18 protein-coding genes and 1 riboswitch are annotated in these 21772 nt (G+C 73.6%); of the genes, 11 read left to right on the forward strand and 7 right to left on the reverse strand.

Features of this window, described 5'->3' with window-relative positions; genetic code table 11:
• Positions 1-263 precede the first annotated feature (263 nt).
• Together AB0K05_RS05690 and AB0K05_RS05695 are read right to left on the reverse strand one after the other, a co-directional pair.
• A complete protein-coding gene (locus AB0K05_RS05690; protein ID WP_148032805.1) occupies positions 264-551 on the reverse strand; it encodes an Lrp/AsnC ligand binding domain-containing protein in 288 nt (95 codons plus the stop codon).
• A 17-nt stretch (positions 552-568) separates the two neighbouring features.
• Positions 569-2293, reverse strand: a complete 1725-nt coding sequence (locus AB0K05_RS05695) for a DEDD exonuclease domain-containing protein (protein WP_364226979.1) — start codon at positions 2291-2293, stop codon at positions 569-571.
• Between the two features lie 85 nt (positions 2294-2378).
• On the opposite strand from AB0K05_RS05695, the gene AB0K05_RS05700 reads away from it, so the two are divergent.
• The 3 genes from AB0K05_RS05700 to AB0K05_RS05710 all read left to right on the forward strand — a co-directional run bounded on the left by AB0K05_RS05700 (position 2379) and on the right by AB0K05_RS05710 (position 7005).
• On the forward strand, positions 2379-3887 hold the full coding sequence (locus AB0K05_RS05700) for a serine/threonine-protein kinase (protein ID WP_271277926.1): 1509 nt from the start codon (positions 2379-2381) through the stop codon (positions 3885-3887).
• Entirely contained in the window at positions 3877-5328 is a 1452-nt protein-coding gene (locus AB0K05_RS05705) for a serine/threonine-protein kinase (RefSeq protein WP_364226982.1), read from the forward strand. The genes AB0K05_RS05700 and AB0K05_RS05705 overlap by 11 nt, the downstream gene beginning before the upstream one ends.
• Before the next feature lie 192 nt (positions 5329-5520).
• Positions 5521-7005 (forward strand): hypothetical protein, encoded by a 1485-nt coding sequence (locus tag AB0K05_RS05710; RefSeq protein WP_364226985.1) that lies wholly within the window; start codon positions 5521-5523, stop codon positions 7003-7005.
• On the opposite strand, the gene AB0K05_RS05715 is transcribed toward AB0K05_RS05710, so the two are convergent.
• From AB0K05_RS05715 to AB0K05_RS05735, 5 genes are all read right to left on the reverse strand, one after another.
• On the reverse strand, positions 7002-9992 hold the full coding sequence (locus AB0K05_RS05715) for an FtsX-like permease family protein (RefSeq protein WP_364226988.1): 2991 nt from the start codon (positions 9990-9992) through the stop codon (positions 7002-7004). The two genes, AB0K05_RS05710 and AB0K05_RS05715, sit on opposite strands and share 4 nt — an antisense overlap.
• The gene (locus AB0K05_RS05720; RefSeq protein WP_364226991.1) at positions 9989-10801 is read right to left on the reverse strand and encodes an ATP-binding cassette domain-containing protein; all 813 of its coding nucleotides are present in this window, start codon (positions 10799-10801) and stop codon (positions 9989-9991) included. The genes AB0K05_RS05715 and AB0K05_RS05720 overlap by 4 nt, the downstream gene beginning before the upstream one ends.
• Positions 10798-11442 carry an ATP-binding cassette domain-containing protein gene (locus tag AB0K05_RS05725; protein WP_364226994.1) on the reverse strand — a complete coding sequence of 215 codons (645 nt, stop codon included), beginning with the start codon at positions 11440-11442 and terminating at the stop codon, positions 10798-10800. The genes AB0K05_RS05720 and AB0K05_RS05725 overlap by 4 nt, the downstream gene beginning before the upstream one ends.
• Before the next feature lie 203 nt (positions 11443-11645).
• Positions 11646-12032 (reverse strand): hypothetical protein, encoded by a 387-nt coding sequence (locus AB0K05_RS05730; RefSeq protein WP_271277920.1) that lies wholly within the window; start codon positions 12030-12032, stop codon positions 11646-11648.
• A gap of 32 nt (positions 12033-12064) precedes the next feature.
• Positions 12065-12574, reverse strand: a complete 510-nt coding sequence (locus tag AB0K05_RS05735; RefSeq protein ID WP_271277919.1) for a PH domain-containing protein — start codon at positions 12572-12574, stop codon at positions 12065-12067.
• Between the two features lie 112 nt (positions 12575-12686).
• On the opposite strand from AB0K05_RS05735, the gene AB0K05_RS05740 reads away from it, so the two are divergent.
• The 8 genes from AB0K05_RS05740 (at position 12687) to AB0K05_RS05775 (ending at position 21772) form a co-directional block, all read left to right on the forward strand.
• Positions 12687-13895 carry a histidine kinase gene (locus tag AB0K05_RS05740; RefSeq protein WP_364226998.1) on the forward strand — a complete coding sequence of 403 codons (1209 nt, stop codon included), beginning with the start codon at positions 12687-12689 and terminating at the stop codon, positions 13893-13895.
• A gap of 46 nt (positions 13896-13941) precedes the next feature.
• Positions 13942-14610, forward strand: a complete 669-nt coding sequence (locus tag AB0K05_RS05745) for a response regulator transcription factor (protein ID WP_364227001.1) — start codon at positions 13942-13944, stop codon at positions 14608-14610.
• Between the two features lie 296 nt (positions 14611-14906).
• Positions 14907-16229 (forward strand): NYN domain-containing protein, encoded by a 1323-nt coding sequence (locus AB0K05_RS05750; protein WP_148032793.1) that lies wholly within the window; start codon positions 14907-14909, stop codon positions 16227-16229.
• Between the two features lie 84 nt (positions 16230-16313).
• Positions 16314-17288, forward strand: coding sequence for an NlpC/P60 family protein (locus AB0K05_RS05755; RefSeq protein WP_364227005.1), 975 nt, complete (start codon positions 16314-16316; stop codon positions 17286-17288).
• A 310-nt stretch (positions 17289-17598) separates the two neighbouring features.
• Positions 17599-17765, forward strand: a riboswitch (cyclic di-AMP (ydaO/yuaA leader).
• Positions 17766-17826: 61 nt separating this feature from the next.
• Positions 17827-18375, forward strand: a complete 549-nt coding sequence (locus AB0K05_RS05760; protein ID WP_261808682.1) for a C40 family peptidase — start codon at positions 17827-17829, stop codon at positions 18373-18375.
• An 84-nt stretch (positions 18376-18459) separates the two neighbouring features.
• The gene (locus tag AB0K05_RS05765; RefSeq protein WP_364227008.1) at positions 18460-19281 is read left to right on the forward strand and encodes a hypothetical protein; all 822 of its coding nucleotides are present in this window, start codon (positions 18460-18462) and stop codon (positions 19279-19281) included.
• Positions 19278-20690, forward strand: coding sequence for a M48 family metallopeptidase (locus AB0K05_RS05770; protein WP_364227011.1), 1413 nt, complete (start codon positions 19278-19280; stop codon positions 20688-20690). The genes AB0K05_RS05765 and AB0K05_RS05770 overlap by 4 nt, the downstream gene beginning before the upstream one ends.
• A complete protein-coding gene (locus AB0K05_RS05775) occupies positions 20687-21772 on the forward strand; it encodes a glycosyltransferase family 4 protein (RefSeq protein ID WP_364227014.1) in 1086 nt (361 codons plus the stop codon). The genes AB0K05_RS05770 and AB0K05_RS05775 overlap by 4 nt, the downstream gene beginning before the upstream one ends.

Consider the following 21772-nt stretch of genomic DNA (forward strand, 5'->3'; position numbering starts at 1 on the left):
CTTTGCCTTTCCCGGCGTGGGGGTTCTTTTCTTTTACGGCACGGCCAAGGAAGGCCTACCCGCCGCACGTGGCCGGGGGCCTCCAGGAATACGGCCGCTGATCCCGCACGGGGCCGGGCGCCGTTACGCGCGCCTGCTGGGCCGTCTGAGCGGTAGTCGTGGACCGCTGTTCTCGCTGACAGCCCGAAAAGGAGTCCCGCCTCTGCGGGAGGCGGAGGCCGGGGCTGAGAGGTGGTGAGTCGGCGGCCGGTGCTGGGAGGTGGTCAGTCGGCGTCGGGGAAGCCGATGGAGAAGGCGGCGTCCAGGTCGTGCTTGGAGTAGGCGCGGAAGGCTATGTGGGTCTCGGTGTTGAGCACGCCGGGCACCTTGTTGATGCGGCCGGGGATCACCTCGGCGACCTGCTCGTACTCGGCCACGCGGACCATGGCCAGCAGGTCGTAGGCACCGGTGATGGAGTAGACCTCGCTGACGCCGTCGATCTCGGCGATCGTCTCGGCGACCTCCGGGATGCGGTCGACCTCGGCGTTGATGTGAACGATAGCCGTGACCATGGAACTACTGTATCGAATCACCGCAGAGGCCGCCCTTCGCGGTGGCGGACGCGGTCGATCCCCTGATAGGCCAGGTCGATGCGGGCCTTGTGGCGGGCGGCGCCGTGGGCCGGCAGGCTCCACTCGCCGTCGACCTCGACCAGCCGGACCCCCGGTGACTCCAGCCATCGCAGGATGCACTCGGTCTCCTCGGCGCTGGCCGCGTGGACCGGCCCGGGGCCGGGGATGACGGCCTCGGCCGTGGCGGTGAGCGACTCGACGAACGGCGTGGGGTGGGCGCCGCGCGGCATCACGCCGGCCGCGGCGAGGCGGCCGTAGCGGATGACGTGGATGTCCCAGCCGCCGTCGAAGGCGGGGCTGGCAGCCACCAGGTGGGGGATGCGGGTGACGGCGGAGAGCCGCTGCATGCGGGCGGCGGTGCGGACGAACGCGGCCAGCCGGTCGCGGTCGACGGACGCCTCCTCGTAGCGCTGCTCGACCGACAGCCGCTCCATCCGGGCCGAGACGGCGGAGAAGACGGGGGAGGCGTCGAGCGTCATCGCCCGCCGCGCCGCCTCGGCGTGGGCCAGGTAGTCGGCCTGGCTCTGCTTGCCCTCGCAGGGGGCGCCGCAGCGGCCCATGTCGTGCAGGACGCAGGCCGAGCGGAGGGTGCGCAGGCTGATCGGCTGCGTGCACTGGCGCAGCGGCACCGCCTCGTGCAGCGCGATGCGGGCGTCGTCGGCCAGGCGGGTGCTGGAGAAGGGGCCGAGGTAGGCGGCGTCGTCGTCCTTGACCTCGCGCACGATCGACAGGCGCGGGAACGGCTCCTGGGTGAGCTTGAGCCAGAAGACCTTCTCGGGGAACCGGGACCTGCGGTTGTAGCGCGGCTTGGCGCCGCCGATCAGGCGCAGCTCGCGCACCTCGGCCTCCAGCGCCGTCGCGCACACGACGTGGCGGACCCGATCGGCGATGCCGATCATCTCGCGGATGCGGGGCCTGGTCTCGCTGGCGGTGAAATAGGAGCGCACCCGGTTGCGCAGGTTGGTGCTCTTGCCGATGTAGAGGATCTCGCCGCGCTCGTCCTCGAAGAAGTAGACGCCGGGCGCGTGCGGCACCGACTCGGCGAGGTGGCGCTTGCTCTGCTGCTCGGGCGTGGGGGCGCGGACGAACGACTTGAGCTCCTCCAGCGTGTGGACCTGGAAGGAGCCGGCCCGCTCGATGAGCCCGTGGAGCACGTCGACGGTGGCCCTGGCGTCGTGGAGCGCGCGGTGACACGGCTCCGTCGAGGCGCGGAAGAAGCGGGCCAGCGTGGACAGCTTGGCGTTGGGCGTCTCGTCACGGGTCAGCACGCGCCGGGCCAGGTCGACCGTGTCGACGACCGGGTTGGCCGGCGGGGGATAGCCGTGGGCGGCGCAGGCGGCCTTGAGGAAGCGGGTGTCGAAGCCCGCGTTGTGGGCGACGAGCGTGGCCCCTCTGATGAACTCCAGGAAGCTCGGCAGCACGGCCTCCACACGCGGCGCCGCCATGACCATCGCGTCGGTGATGCCCGTCAGCACCGAGATGAACGGCGGGATCGGGCCACCGGGATCGACCAGGGTGGAGAACTCGCCCAGCACCTCGCCCGCCCGGACCTTCACCGCGCCGATCTCGGTGATCTTGTGCTCGGCCGGTGACCCGCCGGTGGTCTCGAGGTCGAACACCACGAAAGTGACTTCGCTCAGCGGGGTGCCGAGCTCGTCGAGAGTGCCTTGAACGGGATCCACGAACCAAGACCATAGAGAGGGCCACCGACAGTTGCGGAGCCGAACGAATAACTATTCGGCCTGTTCCTTCGTTACGCTTCCCCTTGTGTCCCAGGAACGACTCGCCCGCCGTTACCTCCTGCTGCGGCCGCTCGGCAGCGGCGGCATGGGCCGGGTCTGGCTGGCCAGGGACGAGATGCTCGACCGCGAGGTGGCCGTCAAGGAGCTGACGCTGCCCGAAGGGCTGCCCCCGCAGGAGCGCGCCGAGCTGATCGCCAGGGCCGCGCGCGAGGCGCAGGCCACGGCCCAGCTCCGTCACCCCGGCATCGTGGCGCTGCACGACGTGGTCGTCGAGCACGACCGCCCCTGGCTGGTCATGGAGCTGCTGCGCGGCCGCACCCTGGGCGACGCGGTGCGCGAGCACGGCCCCATGCCGCAGGAGTACGCCGCCAGGATCGGCGCCGAGATGCTCGACGCGCTGTCCGCGGCCCACGCCCGCGGCCTCCAGCACCGCGACGTCAAGCCCGGCAACGTGTTCCTGACCGACAGCGGCAGGGTGGTGCTCACCGACTTCGGCATCGCCCGCCAGGAGGGCCAGGCGACGCTCACCGAGCAGGGCCTGATGATCGGCTCCCCGGGCTTCATCGCGCCCGAGCGGCTGGAGGGCGACCCGGGCGGCCCCGCCAGCGACGTGTGGTCGCTCGGCGCGACCCTGTTCACCGCGGTGACCGGCGCCCCCGCCTACGGCGGCACGGCGGCCGAGCGCATCCGGGCGACGCTCACCCGGCCGGTGCCGCACGCTCCCGGCCCGCTCGGCCCGGTGATCGCCGCCATGATGGCGCCCCATCCGGCCGCCCGCCCGCCCGCGCCGCAGCTGATCCAGGCGTTACGCCAGGTCGCGGCCGGTCAGCAGGCGCAGCTGCCCGCCCACCACGAGGCCACGACGCCCGTGCGGGTCAGGAAGCGCGGCAGGCCGCTGCTGTGGGTGGCCGTCGCCGCGGTCGCGGCCGTGGTGGTCGCCGCCGCCACGACCACCGTCCTGCTGATGCGCGACCGGGCCTCGGGCGGTGTCCCCGAGGCGTTCACCGCGCCGATGGACGTGTGCTCGCTGCTCGGCGAGGAGGAGGTCGGCCTCTTCCTGCGCACCCAGCAGCCGCCCAAGGCGACGCCCGGCTCCGACGAGGTCGGCCCCCGCTGTCAGTGGCCGATCCAGGGCAGCGGGGTGGAGCTCCAGGTGCAGAAGGACTCCGACACCCGGGACCCGTGGGCGATGACCCCCGAGACGGCCCGCACCCTCTTCGCCAACCAGCGGCGCTGGTGGGACACCCACGACAAGCTCGACTGGACGTGGCCCGAGATCGGGACCAAGGCCAGCGTCCCGGTGACCCGCACCCCCGTGCGGACGATCGCCGGCGTCGGCGAGGAGGCGTTCGCGTTCGAGCTGAAGGGCGGCACCGGCCGCATCCACACCGCCATCGTCCACTACCGCCTGTCCAACCTGGTGGTCTTCGTCGGCTACACGGCGCTGTCCGAGCGGCTCGGCGACGAGGACATCAAACAGGCGGCGGTCAAGGCCGCGCAGGCGACCGAGCGGGCGTTGCGCCATGCCGGTTGACGCCTACCTGCTGGCCGGCCGCTACCGGCTCGTGGAGCGGCTCGGCGAGGGCGGCGCCGGCACGGTGTGGCGAGCCCGCGACGAGACGCTCAACCGCGAGGTCGCGGTCAAGCAGGTGCGGATCCCGCCCCGGCTGACCCCGGCGCAGCGGGCCGAGTTCGCCGACCGGGCGATCTACGAGGCGCGGGCCGCCGGGCGGCTGCGCGACCCGGCCATCGTCGTGATCCACGACGTGGTGCTGGAGGCCGACCAGCCCTGGATCATCATGGACCTGGTCACCGGCCGCTCACTCGACCAGGCGATCAAGGACTTCGGTCCGCTGCCGCCGCCGAGCGTGGCCCGCATCGGCCTGAGCGTGCTGTCCGCACTGCAGGTCGCCCACTCGTACGGCATGGTCCACCAGGACGTCAAGCCGGCCAACATCCTCCTCGACGCCGACGGCTCGGCCATGCTCACCGACTTCGGGATCGCCGTCACCATGGGCGCCAAGGGCGACCGCTACGGCAGCGCCGGGTCGCCCGGCTACATGGCGCCGGAGCGGCTCAACGAGCAGCCGTCCGGCCCCGCCTCCGACCTGTGGTCCCTCGGCGCGAGCCTCTACACCGCCGTGGAGGGGCGGCCGCCCTTCGCACGGCCCAACCCGGCCGCGATGGCCGCCGCCGTGCTGCTGCACGACCCCCCGTTCCCCGTCAGGGCGGGTCGCGAGCTCGGCGGGCTGCTGATGGCGATGCTCGCCAAGGATCCTGCCGCGCGCCCCACCGCCGGGCAGGTCCGTCAGGCGCTGGAGCACGCCATCTCGCCGGGCCGTGCCCCCGCGCCGCCCGCGGGCCGGCGCCGGGTCCGGTGGCTGGCGCCGGTGCTGCTCGCCGCCGTCGCACTGCTCGGCACCGCGGGCTGGTACGGGTGGACGGCGCTCAACCAGGGCGAGCCGGGCCGTTACGCGGCCGCGCCCGACCCGTGCCGCCTGCTCACCGGAGCCCAGGCCGAGCAGGTGGTGGGAGGCGCCACGGGGGCGGAGAAGACCCGCGAGGGCGAGTGCCAGTGGCGTCTGCAGCAGGGCTCCCTGGTCACGCGCAGGGTGACCGTGCGCGTCTGGATCGAGCGGCCCGACGGCTCGCGCGGCGCCCCCGAGGTTGCTGCCCGCCGGTTCGACATGGAGCGCGCCAGCAGGCGGGCCGCCGAAGGCTCGGTGTTCCGCGAGCGGGTCGGCGAGGTGCGCGACGTGCCCGGTACGGGCGAGGCCGCGTTCGTGCAGTCCCGTTTCGAGCGCTACATCAACTCGCCCGATTCCGGCCGGGCCGACACCGCCGTGCTGCTGCGCGACAGCAACCTGATAGCCGAGGTGGTCTGGCACCGGACGGACGTCGGCATCGACGATCCCGCCGACGAGAAGACCGCCGTCGACGCCGCCGGGATGGTCTCGGGTGCGTTGCGAGGATGAGGTCGTTCAAGTGGCTTGCAACCGGGCTGACTAGCATGTCTCCCCGCAAGTCATGGCCAACCCCAGGAGTCACTGGTGCATCCCGGTAGCGAGAACCAGCCGCCGAACCCCTACCCGGCACCTGGCGGACCCTTCCAGCCACCGGCGGGTCCCCCGGGGCCGCACCCGCCGCCGCACCCGCCGATGCCGGTGATGCGGCAGATGCCTCAGATGCCGCAGAGCCTGCCGGGCCCGCCGCCCGGGCCGCCGCGCCCGCCCAGGCGCCGCCCGTGGCTGCTGCCGCTGCTGGCCGCCGCCGCCGTCGTGCTGGTGGGCGGGGGCGCGAGCGGCTATCTGGTGTACGGGCAGCTCTCGCGGGCGAGCGACCCCGCGCCCACGCGGCAGCAGGCGGGCCCCACCGCTTCCCAGGCGTCGGCCGGCGCGGCGGCGGTGGACGGCCCCGACGTCTGCGCGATGCTGCCCAAGGAGGAGGCCGACCGGCTGGTGCCCGGGGCGACCGTGGTCAAGGGCTCCCGGCAGCACCCGTCGGTCACCACGTTCACCTGTAACTGGGTGAACCAACGCATCTCGTACGGCGAGTTCTGGCGCAACCGCGAGGTGGACGTCAAGATCGGGCAGCACCTGGGCGACGGCGCGAAGACCGGCCGGGCCATGGCGCAGAGCTCCTACGAGTTCGACTACGGCGGCGCGAAGTACCGCGAGACGGCCAGGCCGACCCCGAAGAAGGGCGAGAAGGAACGCATCTCCCCGGTCACGGACATCCCCGGCGTCGGCGACGGCGCCTACGCCCAGTACACCTGGCGCCGCTCCGGCCAGCTGCTGTGGTACTCGTTCGGCCAGGCCTACGCCCGCGTCCACGACATGACGATCGAGGTCAAGTACCAAGCGGGCCAGCAGCGCAAGGATGCCCAGATCCTCAGCAACCAGACCACCCAGTCGATCACCGAGGAGAACGCGATCCGCGAGGTGACCGGCCTGATCAAGCACTTCGCCAAGGGCGTCGCCGACTGGAAGGCCAAGCACCCGAACGTCGTCGCCCAGCCGTACCCGACCGTCACGAGCACGCCGCAGGCCGCCCCCACCCCGACGCCGACGGAGCTGAAGATCTTCCCCGCCGCCTGTGAGTCGATCACCCGGGCCGCCACCGCGCTGGTGCCGGAGCCGGAGACCCGGGCGCGCGGCACCGAGACGGGCAACGACACCCAGACCGAGTGCCGCTGGCTCAACCGGGACGCGCCGGGCGTGGCGGGCAAGACCCGGGTCCGCAGCGTGCTGATCACCGTGCACAGCTTCACCAACCGGGCGGGCGTGGCCGACAAGACCGCGGCCGGGTCCTACTACTCGACCCAGCGCGGCCAGGACAACAGCACCGAGAACTCGTCGTTCAGCGGCATCGTGTTCGGCGACGTCCGCGACGTCGAAGGGCTCGGCGAGGCCGCCTACGGCCGCTACGTCCAGACCCGGCGCGGCGACGTGCACGCCGGCAGCGGCAGCGTGACGGCGCGGCAGGGCTCGCTGGTCGTGGTGGTCGACTACGCGGGCGCCGACCGGCCCGAGGGCAAGCCCGCCGACGCGCCCGAGGCCGAGATGCTCCCGGAGAAGGAGGCCCGTGACGGCGCGCTCACGATGGCCAAGGCGTTCCTGGCCGCGCTGGCCCAGAAGCCGATCGGCAGCTAGGCGGGGGTGTCGCGCAGGCGTTCCACCCGTACGCCGCGCAGCAGCAGCTCGGAGACCAGCAGCGCGCACAGCAGCGTGGCCGCCAGCGCGGCGCCGGTGACGAGCGCCACGGGCGCCGCCGCGACCTCGTGCGGCAGCGGCGGCGTCACCACCGGCTCGGCGAACTGCGGGATGCGGCCCAGCGCCGCCTCGGCGGCGACCAGCCCGGCCACCAGCCCGGCCAGCGTGCCGGTCACGACCGTGATCGCCTGTTCGAGCAGCAGCGACAGCCGCAGTGCCGGCGCCTTCGCGCCGGCCGCCTCCAGCGCGGCCAGCTCGTAGCCACGCCGCCGCGCCGCCGTGTGCAGGGCCAGCACGGTCCTGCCGAGCGCGAGCACGGCCGCGGCCAGCGCCGACACCAGCAGCAGCATGAGCGCCAGCCCCGGCCCCTCGGCGGCGTATCCGGCCTCCAGATCCGCGGCGCGCACCGTGGACACCACCGTCAGCCCTTCCCTGGCCAGCGCCGCCTCCAGCGCCGCGGTGCCGGACTGGCGGGTCCACACCTGGAACTGGGCCTTCTCGTCCACCCCGTACGCGATCCTGTCGGCCTGTTCGAGATCCATCAGGACGCCGGCGCCGGTGATGCCCGGCGCGGCCGCGGCCGTGACCGCGGGCCGGACGCGGTAGGCGAAGGCGTTGTCCAGCCCCGGCACCGCCTTCGCGCCCACCTCGCCGACCACGATCCCGGCGGGCTCCTGCTCGTAGGTGGCCGGCCGCAGCACCTGCATGCCCGTGTCGGACACGCCGAAGCTGCCGTCCGTCCGGCTCGGGTCCTGGTCCACCCGCCAGGCGGGCGCCGGCACCGGCTGCCAGGCGCCGTCCCGCAGCACCTCCATGCTCTCCACCCGCACCTCGACGAAGGCCCCGCCTTCCACGCTCCCCAGGGCGTTCAGGTCGGCGTGGATCCTGCGCAGCTCGCAGGGCACCTGGCGGCAGGGCAGGGGCAGGTTCCACTCGTACGCGCCGCCGGCGCCGCGGAGCTCGCCCATGGTGATCGAGACCGGGCCCACCCTGCCGGTGATCCGGAAGGCGGCCTTGACCTGCGCCGCCCAGTTCTCGGTCAGCTCGCTGTGGGCCAGCCGCAGCCGGAATCGCTCGCCGCGAACCCACACCCGGGCGGCGTCGGGGCCCGGCAGCGCGGCCATCGCCTCGGCCAAGTCCTTGCCGCCCGCCAGCTCGGGATCCCAGTGCGCCACCCGCGCCAGCCGGTCGGGGTCGGAGACCACGAGCTGCGGCGTACCCGGCATCTTGATCACCGGCGCGGCGAGCGAGCCTCCGGGGTCGGCGGCCTCGACCGCGGCGGCCAGCTCGCCAGGCTCGACCGGCTGGACGGTGATGGCGGTGGGAGCGCCGTTGTGGAAGGCCGCCACCCGCGCGTAGTCGTCGCTCGTCGCCGTCCACGCCGCCACGGCGAAGGTGGCCAGCCCGAACGCGGTGCCCAGGACGATCACACTGCCCGCCGTCACGGGACCCCTGGCCACCTGGCGCAGCGCCAGGAAGGGCCCCAGCCCGCCGCGCCGCCGGGTGAGACCGAACAGCCACCCGCTCGCCACCGGCAGCACACGGCTGGCCAGCAGCGCGACGCCGAGCGCCATCAGCCCGGGCACGGCCATCGCGCCGGCGCTCTCCCCGGAGGCATCGGTGATCACACCGGCCGCCAGCAGCTCCGTCAGCCCCAGCGCCGTCACGGCCAGCACCACCGCGTCCAGCGCCCAGCCGCGGGCGCTCCTGCGCGGCGTGCGCCGCCACTCCTCGGTGACCGGCCGGGTGGCGACGCGCCAGGCCGACGCGGTCGCGGCCAGCACCCCGCCGAGCGTGGCCGCCAGCCCGGCCGCGACCGCCGCCGGCGGGAACGTGGTGGGGACGCCCGCGGGCAGCAGCGCGCCGATCATCAGGCTCGCCGCCGCGAACCCCGCCGCGAGGCCCAGCGGCACCGCCAGCAGGAGCAGCAGCAACGGCTCGGCGAGCGCGAACCGCCACACCCGCACCCTGCCGTGGCCGCGGAGCCTGGCCAGCGCGATCTCCGGCCCCCGGGCGCGCACCAGGTCGCCGACCGTCTGGAACAGCAGCAGCCAGCCCAGCCCGACGAGCTGCGCCGCCACCAGCAGCGCGGGCACGCCCAGCGTGCCGGCGTTGGCGTTCATCGTCCGCAGCGTGTCGGCCATCCGGGAGAACACGATGGCGTCGGTGGTCCGGCCCGTGGCCTCGGCCAGCGCCTGCATCTCCGCCAGCAACGGCAGGTCCGTGCCGGTCAGCCGGTCCGGATTGACGCGGATCAGGGCGTAGTCGGTCCAGGCCTGCTCCCCGAGGCCCGAGCCGACGTAGTAGGTGACGGAGCGGGTCTCGCGCGCCGTGAACAGCGCGTCCGCCTTGTTCTGGCTGGGCTGCCCCTGCGGGTCGAACAGTGTCCTGCCGAACCAGAACGGGTCCGCGGGGTCGCCCGGCCGGTAGACGCCGACGACCTCCAGCGGGGCCGTCTCCAGCGTGGCCGAGCCCGGACGCGCGGACCGGAGCGACCTCAGGCGCACGACGTCGCCGGTCTCCAGCCCGGACGCCTCGCTGGCCATCACCTCCCCGGCGGCGGCGGGGCAGCGCCCCCGGGCCGGCTCCAGGTGCTCGCACTGGCCGTCCTGCCACACCACCGTGTACGCGCGACGGTCGTCCTGGTCGGCGCTGCCGCTGGACACCTCCATGCCGAACACCGGCGGGTCGGTGAAGCCGGCGCCCGCCGTGAAGCCGGCCACCTTGGGCTCGATAGTGCCGCCGGACGTGGTGTAGCGCCAGCCGCGGCCTTCCACCGGCGCCTCGCGTATCGCGTCGCGGACGATCGTGGTCAGCGCGCCCGCCGAGTAGATCGGCGCCACGGCGGCCGAGGCGATCGGCACGACCGCGATCAGCAGCACCACCAGGGCGAGCGTGCGGCGTTCCCACAGGCCTCGCAGGATCACGGCTCCACCCTTCGCAGCACGACCCCGTCCTCCACCGCCTCGATCCTGGCCATGGAACCGGGGGGCAGCAGGTGGTGGTACTCGGGCGGCACCTGCACCGCGCCCTCCCTGCCGACCACCACGAAGTCCTCGCCGTGACGGCCCTCGGCGCCGACCCGGCCGTCCCTGATCGTCACCGTGCGGCCCAGCGCCTCGCTGACGCCCGGGTCGTGCGTCACCACCACCGCCGTGGTGCCCTCGGCCTCGGCGGACTCCTTGATCAGATCGATCACCCGCTGCCCGGAACCGGCGTCGAGCTGGCTGGTGGGCTCGTCGGCCAGCAGCAGCCTGGGGGAGTTGGCCAGCGCCACGGCCAGCGCCAGCCGCTGCTGCTCGCCGCCCGACATCCGGCCCGCGGGCCGGTCGCCGACGTCTCCCAGCCCGACGCGGGCCAGCAGGTCACGGACCCGGCGCCGGTCGCGTTTCACCGCGCGCTGGGCGAACGCGACGTTCTGGGCGGCCGGGAGGTAGCCGATCAGGTTGCGCGACGGGTTCTGCAGGACCACGCCGATGCGCGACGCCCGCAGCCGGTCGAGCCCGCGCTGGTCGAGCCGGCCCACGTCGGTCCCGTCGAGCCACAGCCGGCCGGCGCTGGGCCGCAGCAGCCCCGCGAGCAGCCACAACAGCGTCGACTTGCCCGCGCCCGAGGGGCCCAGCAGCGCCACCGTCTCGCCGGGGTCGATCACCAGGTCGACGTCGCGCAGCGCCACCACCTCGACGTCCTGTGCCCGGTAGATCTGCACGATCCCGTCGCAGCGCACCATGCTCATCGGTGGACCGCCGCGCGCAGCTCGACGACCCGGTCGCAGCGTTCGGCCACCTCCGGGTCGTGGGTGGCGATCACCAGCGTGGTGCCGTCCGCGCCGACGGCGAGCAGCTCGTCCAGCACCACCTCGCGGTGGACCGCGTCCTGCTCGGCGGTCGGCTCGTCGGCCAGCAGCACCTTGGGGCGCAGCGCCAGCGCCCTGGCCACGGCCACCCGCTGCTGCTGCCCGCCGGACAGCTCCTCCACCAGGTGATCGGCGAACCTGGCCACCCGCAGCCGCTCCAGCGCCGCCGCCGCCAGCCGCATCGCCTCACGCGGCGGCCGGCCCGCCGCGCGCAGCGCCACCTCCACGTTCTCCGCCGCCGTCAGCAGGCTCAGCAGACCGTACGACTGGAAGACGAGGGCCAGGCCGGCCCGCAGCTCCGGCTGCTCGTCGAGCGGCACGCCGCCCACCAGGACGCGCCCCTCGGCGGGCGGCGCCAGCCCGGCCAGCGTCGTGAGCAGCGTCGTCTTGCCTGAGCCGGACGGGCCCATGAGCGCGACCCGCTCGCCCTCGTCCAGTTCGAGTGTGAGGTCGTCGATGAGTTTCCTGCCCGCGACGACGCAGGAGAGCGCGCGACAGGAGATGGCAGGTGGGGGCACCACGCGCGGATCATCCTCCGGGGGGCGGCTTGACGTCAACCGTCAACGACCTCGCAAGTCCGCTGCAAGCACGCCGCATACCGTGGTGCCGGCAGGCGACACGTGAGCCGCGCGAGCAGAGCCGCCCAGCACAGGGGCCTGGGCGGGCAGGAGTGGGGGAGCCGCGCGGCTCACCGCCGTCTCCGTCCCACCCCCTGAGCCGTGACCTACTTGTGATCTTGTGACCGTGGCCCCGGGCGCCGGATCAGGAACGGTTCCAGCAGGCCGGGGGCCGCACGCGCCGCCAGCTCCAGAACCTCGCCGCGAGCCGCGCCCGGTAGGCGTCGGCCGCCAGCCAGAGCGCGACCGGCGCCGCGGCCACCACCGCCGCCCCGAGCACCGGCCAGAACGGCCCCGCCCACCAGGTCCCCGGCGCAGGCCGCGACGACCGCGCCCGGTGGCCAGTCCAGCCCTGCCAGCACGCGCGCCGGCACCGTCACCGCGGGCACCGCGACGGCCAGGGACTTGACAGCGGCCGCCCGCAGGTTGCCGCGAGGCAGCTCCTGCCACTCCTGCCACTCCTCCTCCGGCTCGGGCACGACGGTCTCGCCCATGTCACATCCCTCCGTGCGCGCGGGCCCGGGAGTCATGTGGCGTCGCCCGGGGTGGACTGGGTGACGGCTGTCAGGCGGGCGGCCAACGAGGCGGCCACGGCCTCGTCGAGGCCCTCGATCCTGACGGCGCCCGCCGCCGAGGCCGTGGTCACCGTGACGTCCGCCAGCCCGAACAGCCGCTGCACCGGCCCCCGCGCGGTGTCGACCGTCTGGACGCGCGACATCGGCGCCACCCGCCAGGTGTGGGTCAGCCAGCCCCTGCGCGTGTAGACCGCCTCGCCGGTGACCTCCCAGCGCTGGACCCGGTAGTACGCGTGCGGTGCCACCAGAGCCACCGCCAGGCATCCCACCGCGGAGGCCGTCGCCGCCACGCCCAGCCACAACGGCCGGTCGGTCAGGAACCAGAACGCCGCGACCGCGCTCCCGCCGATCGGCAGCATGAACAGCAGCCACTGCACCGTCCACCAGGACACCGCCCGGGGATCCGCCTGGTCGCGGGGCGGGCGCAGCGCGGTCTCGCGCGCATCGACAACCACGTCCATGGCCGTCAAGGGTGGCCGAGCCCCGCGGACCCGCGCGTCGGCCCGAGGGCTCGCGCGCCATCGACTTTGGTCGCTGTTCGATCGCCATCGGTAGCGCCTAACCTCGTGAGACGTGACCCCGACGAGCGAGCCGCACCAGGAGTACCGATGGGTGCTCCCGTCCGTGCTGCTCGGCGACGGCGGCGGGGGCGGGCCGGTGCGGCGCTCCACCCGTGACTGGATCGTCGACATCGCCATGTTCCTGCTGGCCTGCGGGCTCACTCTGATGACCGCGCTGGAGATCGACGGGCCGACGCCGCTGGTGGCCGCGGAACAGGTGGTGGGCGTGATCTCCTGCCTGTCGGTGTGGCTGCGCCGCCGCTGGCCGGTCGGCCTCGCGCTCGTCACCACCGTGGCCTCGGGCTACTTCGAGATGGTCGGCGGGGCGTCCGTGGTGGCGCTGTTCACGGTGGCGGTGCACCGGCCGTTCAAGATCTCCGGCACGATCGCCGGGCTCGGGCTGCTCGTGATCGTGCCGTTCTACTTCCTCCGCCCGGACGTGGATCTCGGCGGGCCGACGTACGCGATCCTCGCCCTCGCGATCGTGCTGACCACCTTCGCCTGGGGCATCGTCGTCCGGGCCAGGCGCCAGCTCATCTGGTCGCTCAGGCAGCGGGCCGACGGAGCCGCCGAGGAGGCCAAGCGGCTGGAGCGGGAGCGGATCGCCAGGGAGATGCACGACGTGCTCGCGCACCGGCTGTCCATGCTCAGCCTGCACGCGGGCGCGCTGGAGTTCCGGCCCGGCGCGCCTCCCGACGAGGTCGCCAGGGCCGCCGGGGCCATCAGGGCCAGCGCCCACCTCGCGCTGCAGGACCTGCGTGAGGTGATCGGCGTGCTGCGTCACCACGATGCGGACGCGGAGGTTCCCGACCGGCCCCAGCCCACGCTCGCCGACCTGCCCGCGCTGGTGGCGGAGTGCGAGCAGGCGGGCATGGACGTGAGCCTGCGACTCAAGGCCGGCGAGGTGCCGGAGAAGCCGGGGCGCAACCTCTACCGCATCGTCCAGGAGGCGCTCACCAACGCGCGCAAACACGCGGCGGGCGCACCGGTCACCGTGACCGTCACCGGTGGGCCGGGTGAGGGGGTGTCGGCCGAGGTGCGCAACTGGCTGCCCGCGCGCCACGGCCCCCGCATCCCCGGCGTCCAGATCCCCGGCGCCGGGGCCGGGCTCATCGGCCTGACGGAGCGCGCCGCGCTGGCGGGCGGGCGGCTGGAGCACGGCCCGACCCCTGAGGGTGAGTACGTGGTCCGCGCCTGGCTACCCTGGCCGGCGCGGACATGACGGCGAGGGGCGGGGAGGCGCTGGTGAAGGGCTGGTGGCAGGACGGATGACGACGCCAGGGGCGCGGCCGGTCAGGGTGCTGATCGTCGACGACGACGCGCTCGTCCGGGCAGGGCTGTCGATGATCCTCGGCGGCGCCGGCGACATCGCGATCGTCGGTGAGGCGGGCGACGGCGCCGAGGTGCCGGCGATGGTCGCCCGGCACCGGCCGGACGTGGTGCTGATGGACATCCGGATGCCGGACGTCGACGGGCTGACCGCGACCGAGGCGCTGCGCGCCGCCCAGTCGCCGCCCGAGGTCCTCGTGCTGACCACGTTCCACGCCGACGCGCAGGTGCTGCGGGCGTTGCGCGCGGGCGCGGCCGGGTTCCTGCTCAAGGACATCCCGCCCGTCGAGCTGGTGGCCGCCATCAGGAAGGTGGCGGCGGGGGAGCCGATCCTGTCGCCCGCCGTGACCCGGCAGCTCATCGCCCACGTCTCCAACGGCGGCGCCGGTGGCCGCGCGGACCGGGCCAGGGCCCTGATCGGCCGGCTCAGTGAGCGCGAGCGGGAGGTGGCGCTGGCCGTGGGGCGGGGCAGGTCCAACGCGGAGATCGGGCGCGAGCTGTTCATGAGCGTCCCCACGGTCAAGGCGCACGTCTCGCGCATCCTGACGAAGCTCGAACTGAACAACAGGGTGCAGGTGGCCCTGCTGGTCTACGACGCCAGTCTCTGACGCACGTCCTGGAGTTCCAGGTTTTGCCCGGCCTTTCCCTTGCGGGCCGGTCCCGTACGGGAGTGACTCCACGCAGGTACGGGCCACACACGCACCGTCGGAACCGCTCGCCTCGTCCGGACGGCGCGAGAGGACGCGCCCGAGTTCCCGAGGAGACGCCTCGCAGGTCGGCGCTGGGGCAGGGGGTGGAAACGGCCGCGGGACCGAGCGCTTACCCGGAAAAGGATGCCCGTTACGGACAGGTACCCGGCAGCCGTACCCTTGTCTGAAAGAGCATGTCATGAAGGGACAGTGGGATGAGCTCAGCGGGTGAAGGCCTGTCTCGCCCGCTTCCCGAGCAGGTGCGACTCAACGTCGTCGACCTGGCCGCCCAGGTTCTCGGCTCGATGCCCGCCGCCGCCGTCCCGCCGCCGCTGCGCGGCATCGCCAAGTTCGATCCGCGCAAGCGTGCCCGCCTGGGTGGCGCGCCCATCGCCGCCCAGCTGGAGAACGACAAGGACTTCCGCGTGGCCGTCGCGGAGCACGTGACCGCCGGGTGGCCGGAGCTCGTCTCGTCGCTGGCCGAGGGCAACGTCCCGCCGGCCGCCGATCCCGTGCTCGTCGCCGCGGCCGCCTACCTCACCCGCCCGCCGGGGTGGGAGGAGATGATCGAGGCCGCCAGGACCGACCTGGAGAGGAACGCCGCCGCCGCCGAGGGCGCGGAGCGCGAGGAGGTCGTGTCCCGGCTGCGCGAGCAGCTCGCCGCGCAGAAGTCGGCGGCCAAGGAGGAGGTCGACCGGCTGCGCGAGCAGCTCAAGGCCGCCCGGGGGGAGAACTCCGACCTGCGCCGCAAGCTCCACGACGCCCGGGAGCGGGCGAAGGCGGCCGTGCAGCGGGCCGAGGCGATGGAACAGACCGCCCAGGACGCCAGGGCCGCGGCCACGGCCGCCGGCAGCGCCGGTGAGACCGAGCTGCGCCGGCTGCGCGAGCGCCTGGCCGACGTGGAGAAACAGCTCGAAGCCTCGCGCAGGGCCGCCCGCGAGGGGCGCAGCATCGAGGACGCCCGCATACGGGTGCTGCTCGACGCGCTGCAGGACGCCTCCGCCGGGCTGCGCAGGGAGCTGGCGCTGCCCACCACCATCTCCAGGCCCGCCGACTCGGTGGCCGCCGTCGCCGGGGAGACGCCGGGCGTGCGGGGGGTGCCGGCCCGCGCACTGGCCGACGACGACCCGCAGCTGCTCGACCAGCTCCTCGCCCTGCCGCAGGTCCATCTGATCATAGACGGCTACAACGTGACCAAGACCGGTTACGGCACTCTCACGCTGGCCGACCAGCGCAACCGGCTGATGACCGGGCTCGGCGGCCTGGTCGCGCAGACCAGGGTCGAGGTGACCGTGGTGTTCGACGGCGCGGAGCTGAACGCGCCGGTGCAGGTCGTCGCGCCGCGCGGGGTGCGGGTGCTGTTCAGCGCGCCGGGGGAGATCGCCGACGACCTGATCCGCCAGCTCGTACGCGCCGAGCCGCCGGGCCGCGCCATGGCCGTGGTCTCCTCCGACCGCGAGGTGGCCGAATCCGTCCGGCGCATGGGAGCCAGACCCGTTTCGTCTGCTTTGCTGCTGCGCAGGCTCGGCCGCGCCTAGATTACAAATCAGTGTTTGGGTGAGACCTCACCTTCCACTTCTGTACTATTTCGCCCCAGATGTATTCCCCCTGGGAGGCGAGCTGTGAGGTTGGGCCGGGCGCCACTGGCCGCGGGTCTCGTGATCGGGCTGATCACTCTCCCCACGGGAGGAGTGGCCGCCGACCCGCAACCGACGATCAGTCAGGCCAAGGCCAAGCTCGAGAAGCTCAACGACAAGGCCGACAAGGTCGTCGATCGCTACAACACGGCGACGGAGAACTACAAGGCCGCCAAGAAGCGCTACGACAAGCTCAACGCCGGCTACAAGCGCAAGCTCGCCACCGTCGCCGAGCTGCGCCAGCAGGTCGTCACGATGGCCGTCGACGGCTACAAGATGGGCCGCGACCTGACCTCGATGCCGACCATGGTGACCGCCGAGAACCCGGGTGACCTGCTCTACCAGATGGCGCTGACGGAGCGGCTGACCGCCGACCGCGCCGGCAGGCTGGCCGCCTTCGACCGGGAGAACCGCGGGCTCAAGACCGAGCGTGACAAGGCCCAGGAGGCTCTGGGCGAGGCCGACGAGGAGCGCGACAAGGTCAAGAAGGAGCGCTCCGAGATCGAGAAGCTGATCGCCCAGCAGAAGAAGCTGCTCAACCGCCTCGGGGCCTACCGCGTCGGCGACCCGAACAGCACCGGCGTCAAGTACACCGGCCCCGCCTCGGGGAGCGCGGCGGCGGTGCTCAACTTCGCGTACGCGCAGATCGGCAAGCCCTACCAGTTCGGCGGCACCGGCCCCGGCGGCTGGGACTGCTCCGGCCTGACGCAGGCCTCGTGGCGCGCGGCCGGCGTCTCCCTGCCGCGTACGACGTGGCAGCAGTGGGCCTGGGGCGCGAGCCGGAGGGTGTCGCTGGACGCCCTGGAGCCCGGTGACCTCATCTTCAGCGAGGGGCTGGGCCACGTGAGCATCTATGCGGGAAACGGCAAGATCGTGCACGCGCCGCAGACCGGTGACGTGGTCAAGGTCGTCCCGCTCTCCGCGTACGGGCGCCGGCTCGTCGGCGCGGTACGCCCGTGAGCCGCTGAAACGTCTGTGACTGATGTGACAGAAGGGCTCTGACACATCGTCAGGGCGGCAAGTGTGAGTATGGTCACATCTGGGTAACGGGACTGGCTTGCCAGCAGGGATCCGCGGGTCTGACAGCGGGCTTGTCAGATCGTCATGTGCTTACCGTGCCTTTGCCAGCCCATGACTTCAGGCGTAGGTTCTGGCGTCGCGGCGGACACTCCATGCCCGCCGCCGGCCATCGCCGCCGCGCCGCCGGCGCCGCGACGTGGACGAACAAGAATCCGCCGGTCACCGCCGCATCTCCGGGAACCTTCACCCGGGTGGTGGCCTGCCGAATCCGTGCAGCCAGGAGGCACGGAGCCGGGGAACCATAGATCCCGTCATTTCAGGGCGGGATCAGGGGTGAATCGGCGCGGCGACGCGCCGTAGGGCGACTTCCAGGCCCGAATCCGTCAGCTAACCCGGTAGGCGTTCGTGGAAGACTCAAGGAGCAATCCTGTCTACCTCCCCTAAGAACCCCCGTCTGTCTCGCCTTGCCGTCAGTGGCGTGGCGCTCAGCATGACCGTGACGGCCGGAGGGCTGGCCCTCCACGTCCCGGCGGCGCAGGCGGACACGGTGATCGCCCCGGCCGGAGCTTCGGTGACGACGGTCGAGGCCGTCAAGACCACTGCTTCCAAGAAGGCGACTTCGAAGAAGGTCCTGTCCAAGAAGCAGGCGAAGGCGGCCCGCCAGAAGGTGAAGGCCCACAAGGCCGTCGCGGTGGCCAAGAAGCAGATCGGTGACCCGTACCGCTACGGGGCCACCGGGCCGCACGCCTTCGACTGCTCAGGTCTCGTCCAGTTCGCCTGGCGGAAGGCCGGGGTCAAGATCCCGCGCGTGACGAACAGCCAGTTCGCGGGCATCAGGAAGAAGGTCTCCTACAAGAACCTGAAGCCGGGTGACCTGATGTTCTTCCGCGGGCTCGGCCACGTGGGCATGTACATCGGCAAGGGCAAGATGGTGCACTCGCCGAGCTCGGGCAAGACGGTGCGCGTCGAGAAGCTGAACGGATGGCGCAAGTCGTCGTTCGCCGGCGCGGTACGCCCCGGTCTGTGACCGATCGCGAAGGCCCCGCCCCTGACTGGGGGCGGGGCCTTCGTGATGCGTGGGACGGGCGTCCCGCCGCTAGCATCGGACAGCATGTCCGGGATCGTGGGCCGTCGAGCGGTGGTGACGGGGCTGGTCCTCGCCGTGGCCGCGGCCGGCGGGGCGGCGCCGGAGTCGTGGTCCGCCGGGGTGCCCGACGAGCTGGCCGGGGTGCGGGAGCTGTGGCGGGGCGAGCTGGGCGTCGCGCGCGGCGAGCGGGCGCTGGTCGCCGGGCAGCGGGCCGATCCCGGGCTGCTGGCCGATCTGGCGCGGCGGGCCGACGCGGCGGGGCGACGGGTGTCGGGCGTGCTGGGCCGGCCCGTGCGCCCGCTGGTGCTGGTGCCCGCGTCAGGAGAGCAGGCCGCGCGGCTGGCCGGCGTCGCCGACGTGCGCGGGCTGGCGGCGGTGGCCGACGGGCGGCGGGTGATCGTGGTGCCCGAGGGTTTCGCGCGGCTCAACCCGACCGGCAGGGACGTGGTGCTCGCCCATGAGCTCACGCACGTCGCCGCTGGCACCGACGGGCTGCCCGGCTGGCTGTACGAGGGATTCGCCGACTACGTGGCCTATCGGGACGCGGGGCTGGCGGTCACCGTGGCGGCGGCCGAACTGGCGGCCGAGGTGCGGGCGGGGCGGCTGCCGGACGAGCTGCCCGGGGCCGGTGACTTCGGCTCCCGGGGGGACGCGCTGGCGCGGGCGTACCAGGAGGCGTGGCTGGCGTGTCGGTTCCTGGCCGAGAGCGCGGGCGAGGGGACTCTGGTGAGGCTCTACCGTGATGCCCAGAGTGTCGGCACCGACCGGGCACTCGCCGCGCGGGGGCTCACGCTCGGCGGCCTGACCCGGGGGTGGCGCGCGTACGTGCGGGACCAGCTGGGGTGAGAGGACGCGAAGTGGACGACGGCCACGACAGGAACGCCGCCGCGGGCGAGCAGGCCGGGACCCGATCCGGCGGCGAATCCGCCCACGAGAACGGTCCGCGCCCGGATGACGGACAGACGCCCCCAACGGACGGCGGGCCGGAGCCCAAGGACGGTGGGGCTGGCCGGAGGGGGCGGCGGCAGGCTGGGGTGGCCGGGGTCGTGCTGGGGGTCGGGATCCTCGTGGTGGTGGGGCTGACGACGCCGTGGCAGGCGCTGCCGGGGGCGCCGGAGGTGGCCGCCGACCCGGCCGCGGACTTCACCGCCGGGCAGATCGCCCGCGCGCAGGCGTTCGACGCGGCCACCGGCATGCCCGGCTACCTGTCGCTCGGCCTGACGCTGGTGTTCGCGGGCCTGCTCGTCGCCACCCCGCTGGGCGCCAGAATCCTCGGGGTGCTGCGCGGGCCGTGGTGGGTGCGGGTCCTGCTGGGGGTGCTCGTGCTCACGGTCGTCGAGGAGGCGCTGCGCTGGCCGCTCGGCGTCTGGTTCGAGACCGTGCTGCGCGACTACGGCCTCTCCACGCAGGACTGGGCGTCCTGGACGGGCGACCGGCTCAAGAGCATCGCCATCAACACGGCTCTGCTGGGCGTGATGGTCGTGGCGGTGGTGGCGCTGGCCCGGCGGTTCAGGCGCTGGTGGATCCCCGCCGCGGCGGGGGCGTTCGCGCTCACCGTGGCGGCCTCCTTCGTCTACCCGGTGGTGTTCGAGCCGGTGTTCAACGACTTCAGGTCCATGCCCGAAGGCCCGCTGCGGACGAACCTGCTGGCGATGGCCGAGCGCGACGGGGTGCCGGTGGAGGACGTGCTGGTGGCCGACGCCTCCCGCCGCACCACCGCGCTGAACGCCTACGTGTCCGGGTTCGGCGCCACCCGCCGCATCGTGGTCTACGACAACCTGCTCAAGGCCCCGCAGCCCGAGGTCGAGCTGGTGGTGGCGCACGAGCTGGGCCACGCGGGGGAGAACGACGTGCTCTACGGCACGCTCGTCGGCGCGCTGGGCGCGGCGCTCGGCGCGATCCTGCTGTTCCTGGTCTTCGGGCCGGTACGCCGGCGCGCCGGGGTCACGTCGATCGCCGACTGGCGCGCGGCGGGCGCGATCCTGGGGTTGATGACGCTGGCGACGTTCCTGTCCGGCCCCGCGCAGAACTTCGTCAGCCGCCACATCGAGGCTAGGGCCGACGCCCACGCCCTGAACCTGACGCGGGATCCGGTCACGTTCGCCGCGATGCAAAAACGCCTGGCAACAGCCAATATTTCCGACTTGTCGCCCGATGCAGTGGAATATGTGCTCTATGCCTCCCATCCCACGGCACCGGAACGGATCGCGATGGCCCGCTCCTGGGCGAAGCTGAACGGCGTCCCCGGCCCGTGACCCGAGTCGTCTTCGTCACCAACGACTTCCCGCCCCGCCCGGGCGGCATCCAGTCGTTCGTGCACGGCCTGGCCCAGCGCACCCCGGGCGCGGTCGTCTACGCCCCCGCCTGGCGCGGGTGCGCCGAGTTCGACCGCCGTCAGCCGTACCCCGTCGTCCGTCACCCCGGGCGGCTCATGCTGCCCGTCCCGTCCGTCGCCCGTACGGCGGCCGAGCTGGTGGCCGGGCACGGCGCGGACACCGTCGTGTTCGGCGCGGCGGCGCCGCTCGGCCTGCTCGCGCCGCGCCTGCGCGCGGCGGGCGCGCGGCGCGTGGTGATGCTCACCCACGGCCACGAGGCGTCGTGGGCGAGCGCGCCAGGTTTCCGCGCGGTGCTGCGCCGCATCGGCGCGCACGCCGACGTGGTCACCTACCTGGGCGAGTACACGCGCGCGCGGCTGGCCCGGGCCATCCCGCAGGACAAGCTGGTACGGCTCGCGCCCGGCGTCGACACCGGCCTGTTCCACCCGGGGGCGGCCAAGGCGGAGCTGGGGCTGGCGGGCAGGCCGGTGGTGGCGTGCGTGTCCAGGCTGGTGCCGCGCAAGGGCCAGGACCGGCTCATCAGGGCCTGGCCGGAGGTGCTCGGCGCGGTGCCGGACGCCGTGCTGCTCCTGGTCGGCGGCGGGCCGCACCGGCGCGCGCTGGAGAAGCTGGCCGGCGGGCACCCGTCGATCGTCTTCACCGGCACCGTCCCGGCCGCCGACCTGCCCGGCTACTACGCCGCCGCCGACGTCTTCGCCATGCCGTGCCGTACCCGATGGGGCGGGATCGACGTGGAGGGGCTCGGCATCGTGTTCCTGGAGGCGGCCGCGACCGGCCTGCCGGTCGTGGCCGGCCGCTCGGGCGGCGCGCCCGAGGCCGTACGCGACGGCGAGACCGGCCTGGTCGTCGACGGCGCGGACCCGGCCCCCGCGGCCCGCGCCGTCGTCGAGCTGCTGACCCGTCCCGAGCAGGCGCGGAAGATGGGCGAGACCGGCCGCGACTGGGTCGTCGGCGAGTGGTCCTGGGACCGGGTCGCCGCCCGCTTCCACGCCCTGCTCTGA

The organism is Nonomuraea sp. NPDC049486 (genome assembly GCF_040676925.1).
Lineage (GTDB): Bacteria > Actinomycetota > Actinomycetes > Streptosporangiales > Streptosporangiaceae > Nonomuraea > Nonomuraea ferruginea.

Bases quoted from the DNA above. Each gene is read 5' to 3' on its own strand.
- AB0K05_RS05690 (WP_148032805.1), bottom strand. From the start codon at position 551: ATGGTCACGGCTATCGTTCACATCAACGCCGAGGTCGACCGCATCCCG.
- AB0K05_RS05705 (WP_364226982.1), top strand. From the start codon at position 3,877: ATGCCGGTTGACGCCTACCTGCTGGCCGGCCGCTACCGGCTCGTGGAG.
- AB0K05_RS05710 (WP_364226985.1), top strand. From the start codon at position 5,521: ATGCGGCAGATGCCTCAGATGCCGCAGAGCCTGCCGGGCCCGCCGCCC.
- AB0K05_RS05720 (WP_364226991.1), bottom strand. From the start codon at position 10,801: ATGAGCATGGTGCGCTGCGACGGGATCGTGCAGATCTACCGGGCACAG.
- AB0K05_RS05730 (WP_271277920.1), bottom strand. From the start codon at position 12,032: ATGGGCGAGACCGTCGTGCCCGAGCCGGAGGAGGAGTGGCAGGAGTGG.
- AB0K05_RS05735 (WP_271277919.1), bottom strand. From the start codon at position 12,574: ATGGACGTGGTTGTCGATGCGCGCGAGACCGCGCTGCGCCCGCCCCGC.
- AB0K05_RS05745 (WP_364227001.1), top strand. From the start codon at position 13,942: ATGACGACGCCAGGGGCGCGGCCGGTCAGGGTGCTGATCGTCGACGAC.
- AB0K05_RS05750 (WP_148032793.1), top strand. From the start codon at position 14,907: ATGAGCTCAGCGGGTGAAGGCCTGTCTCGCCCGCTTCCCGAGCAGGTG.
- AB0K05_RS05765 (WP_364227008.1), top strand. From the start codon at position 18,460: ATGTCCGGGATCGTGGGCCGTCGAGCGGTGGTGACGGGGCTGGTCCTC.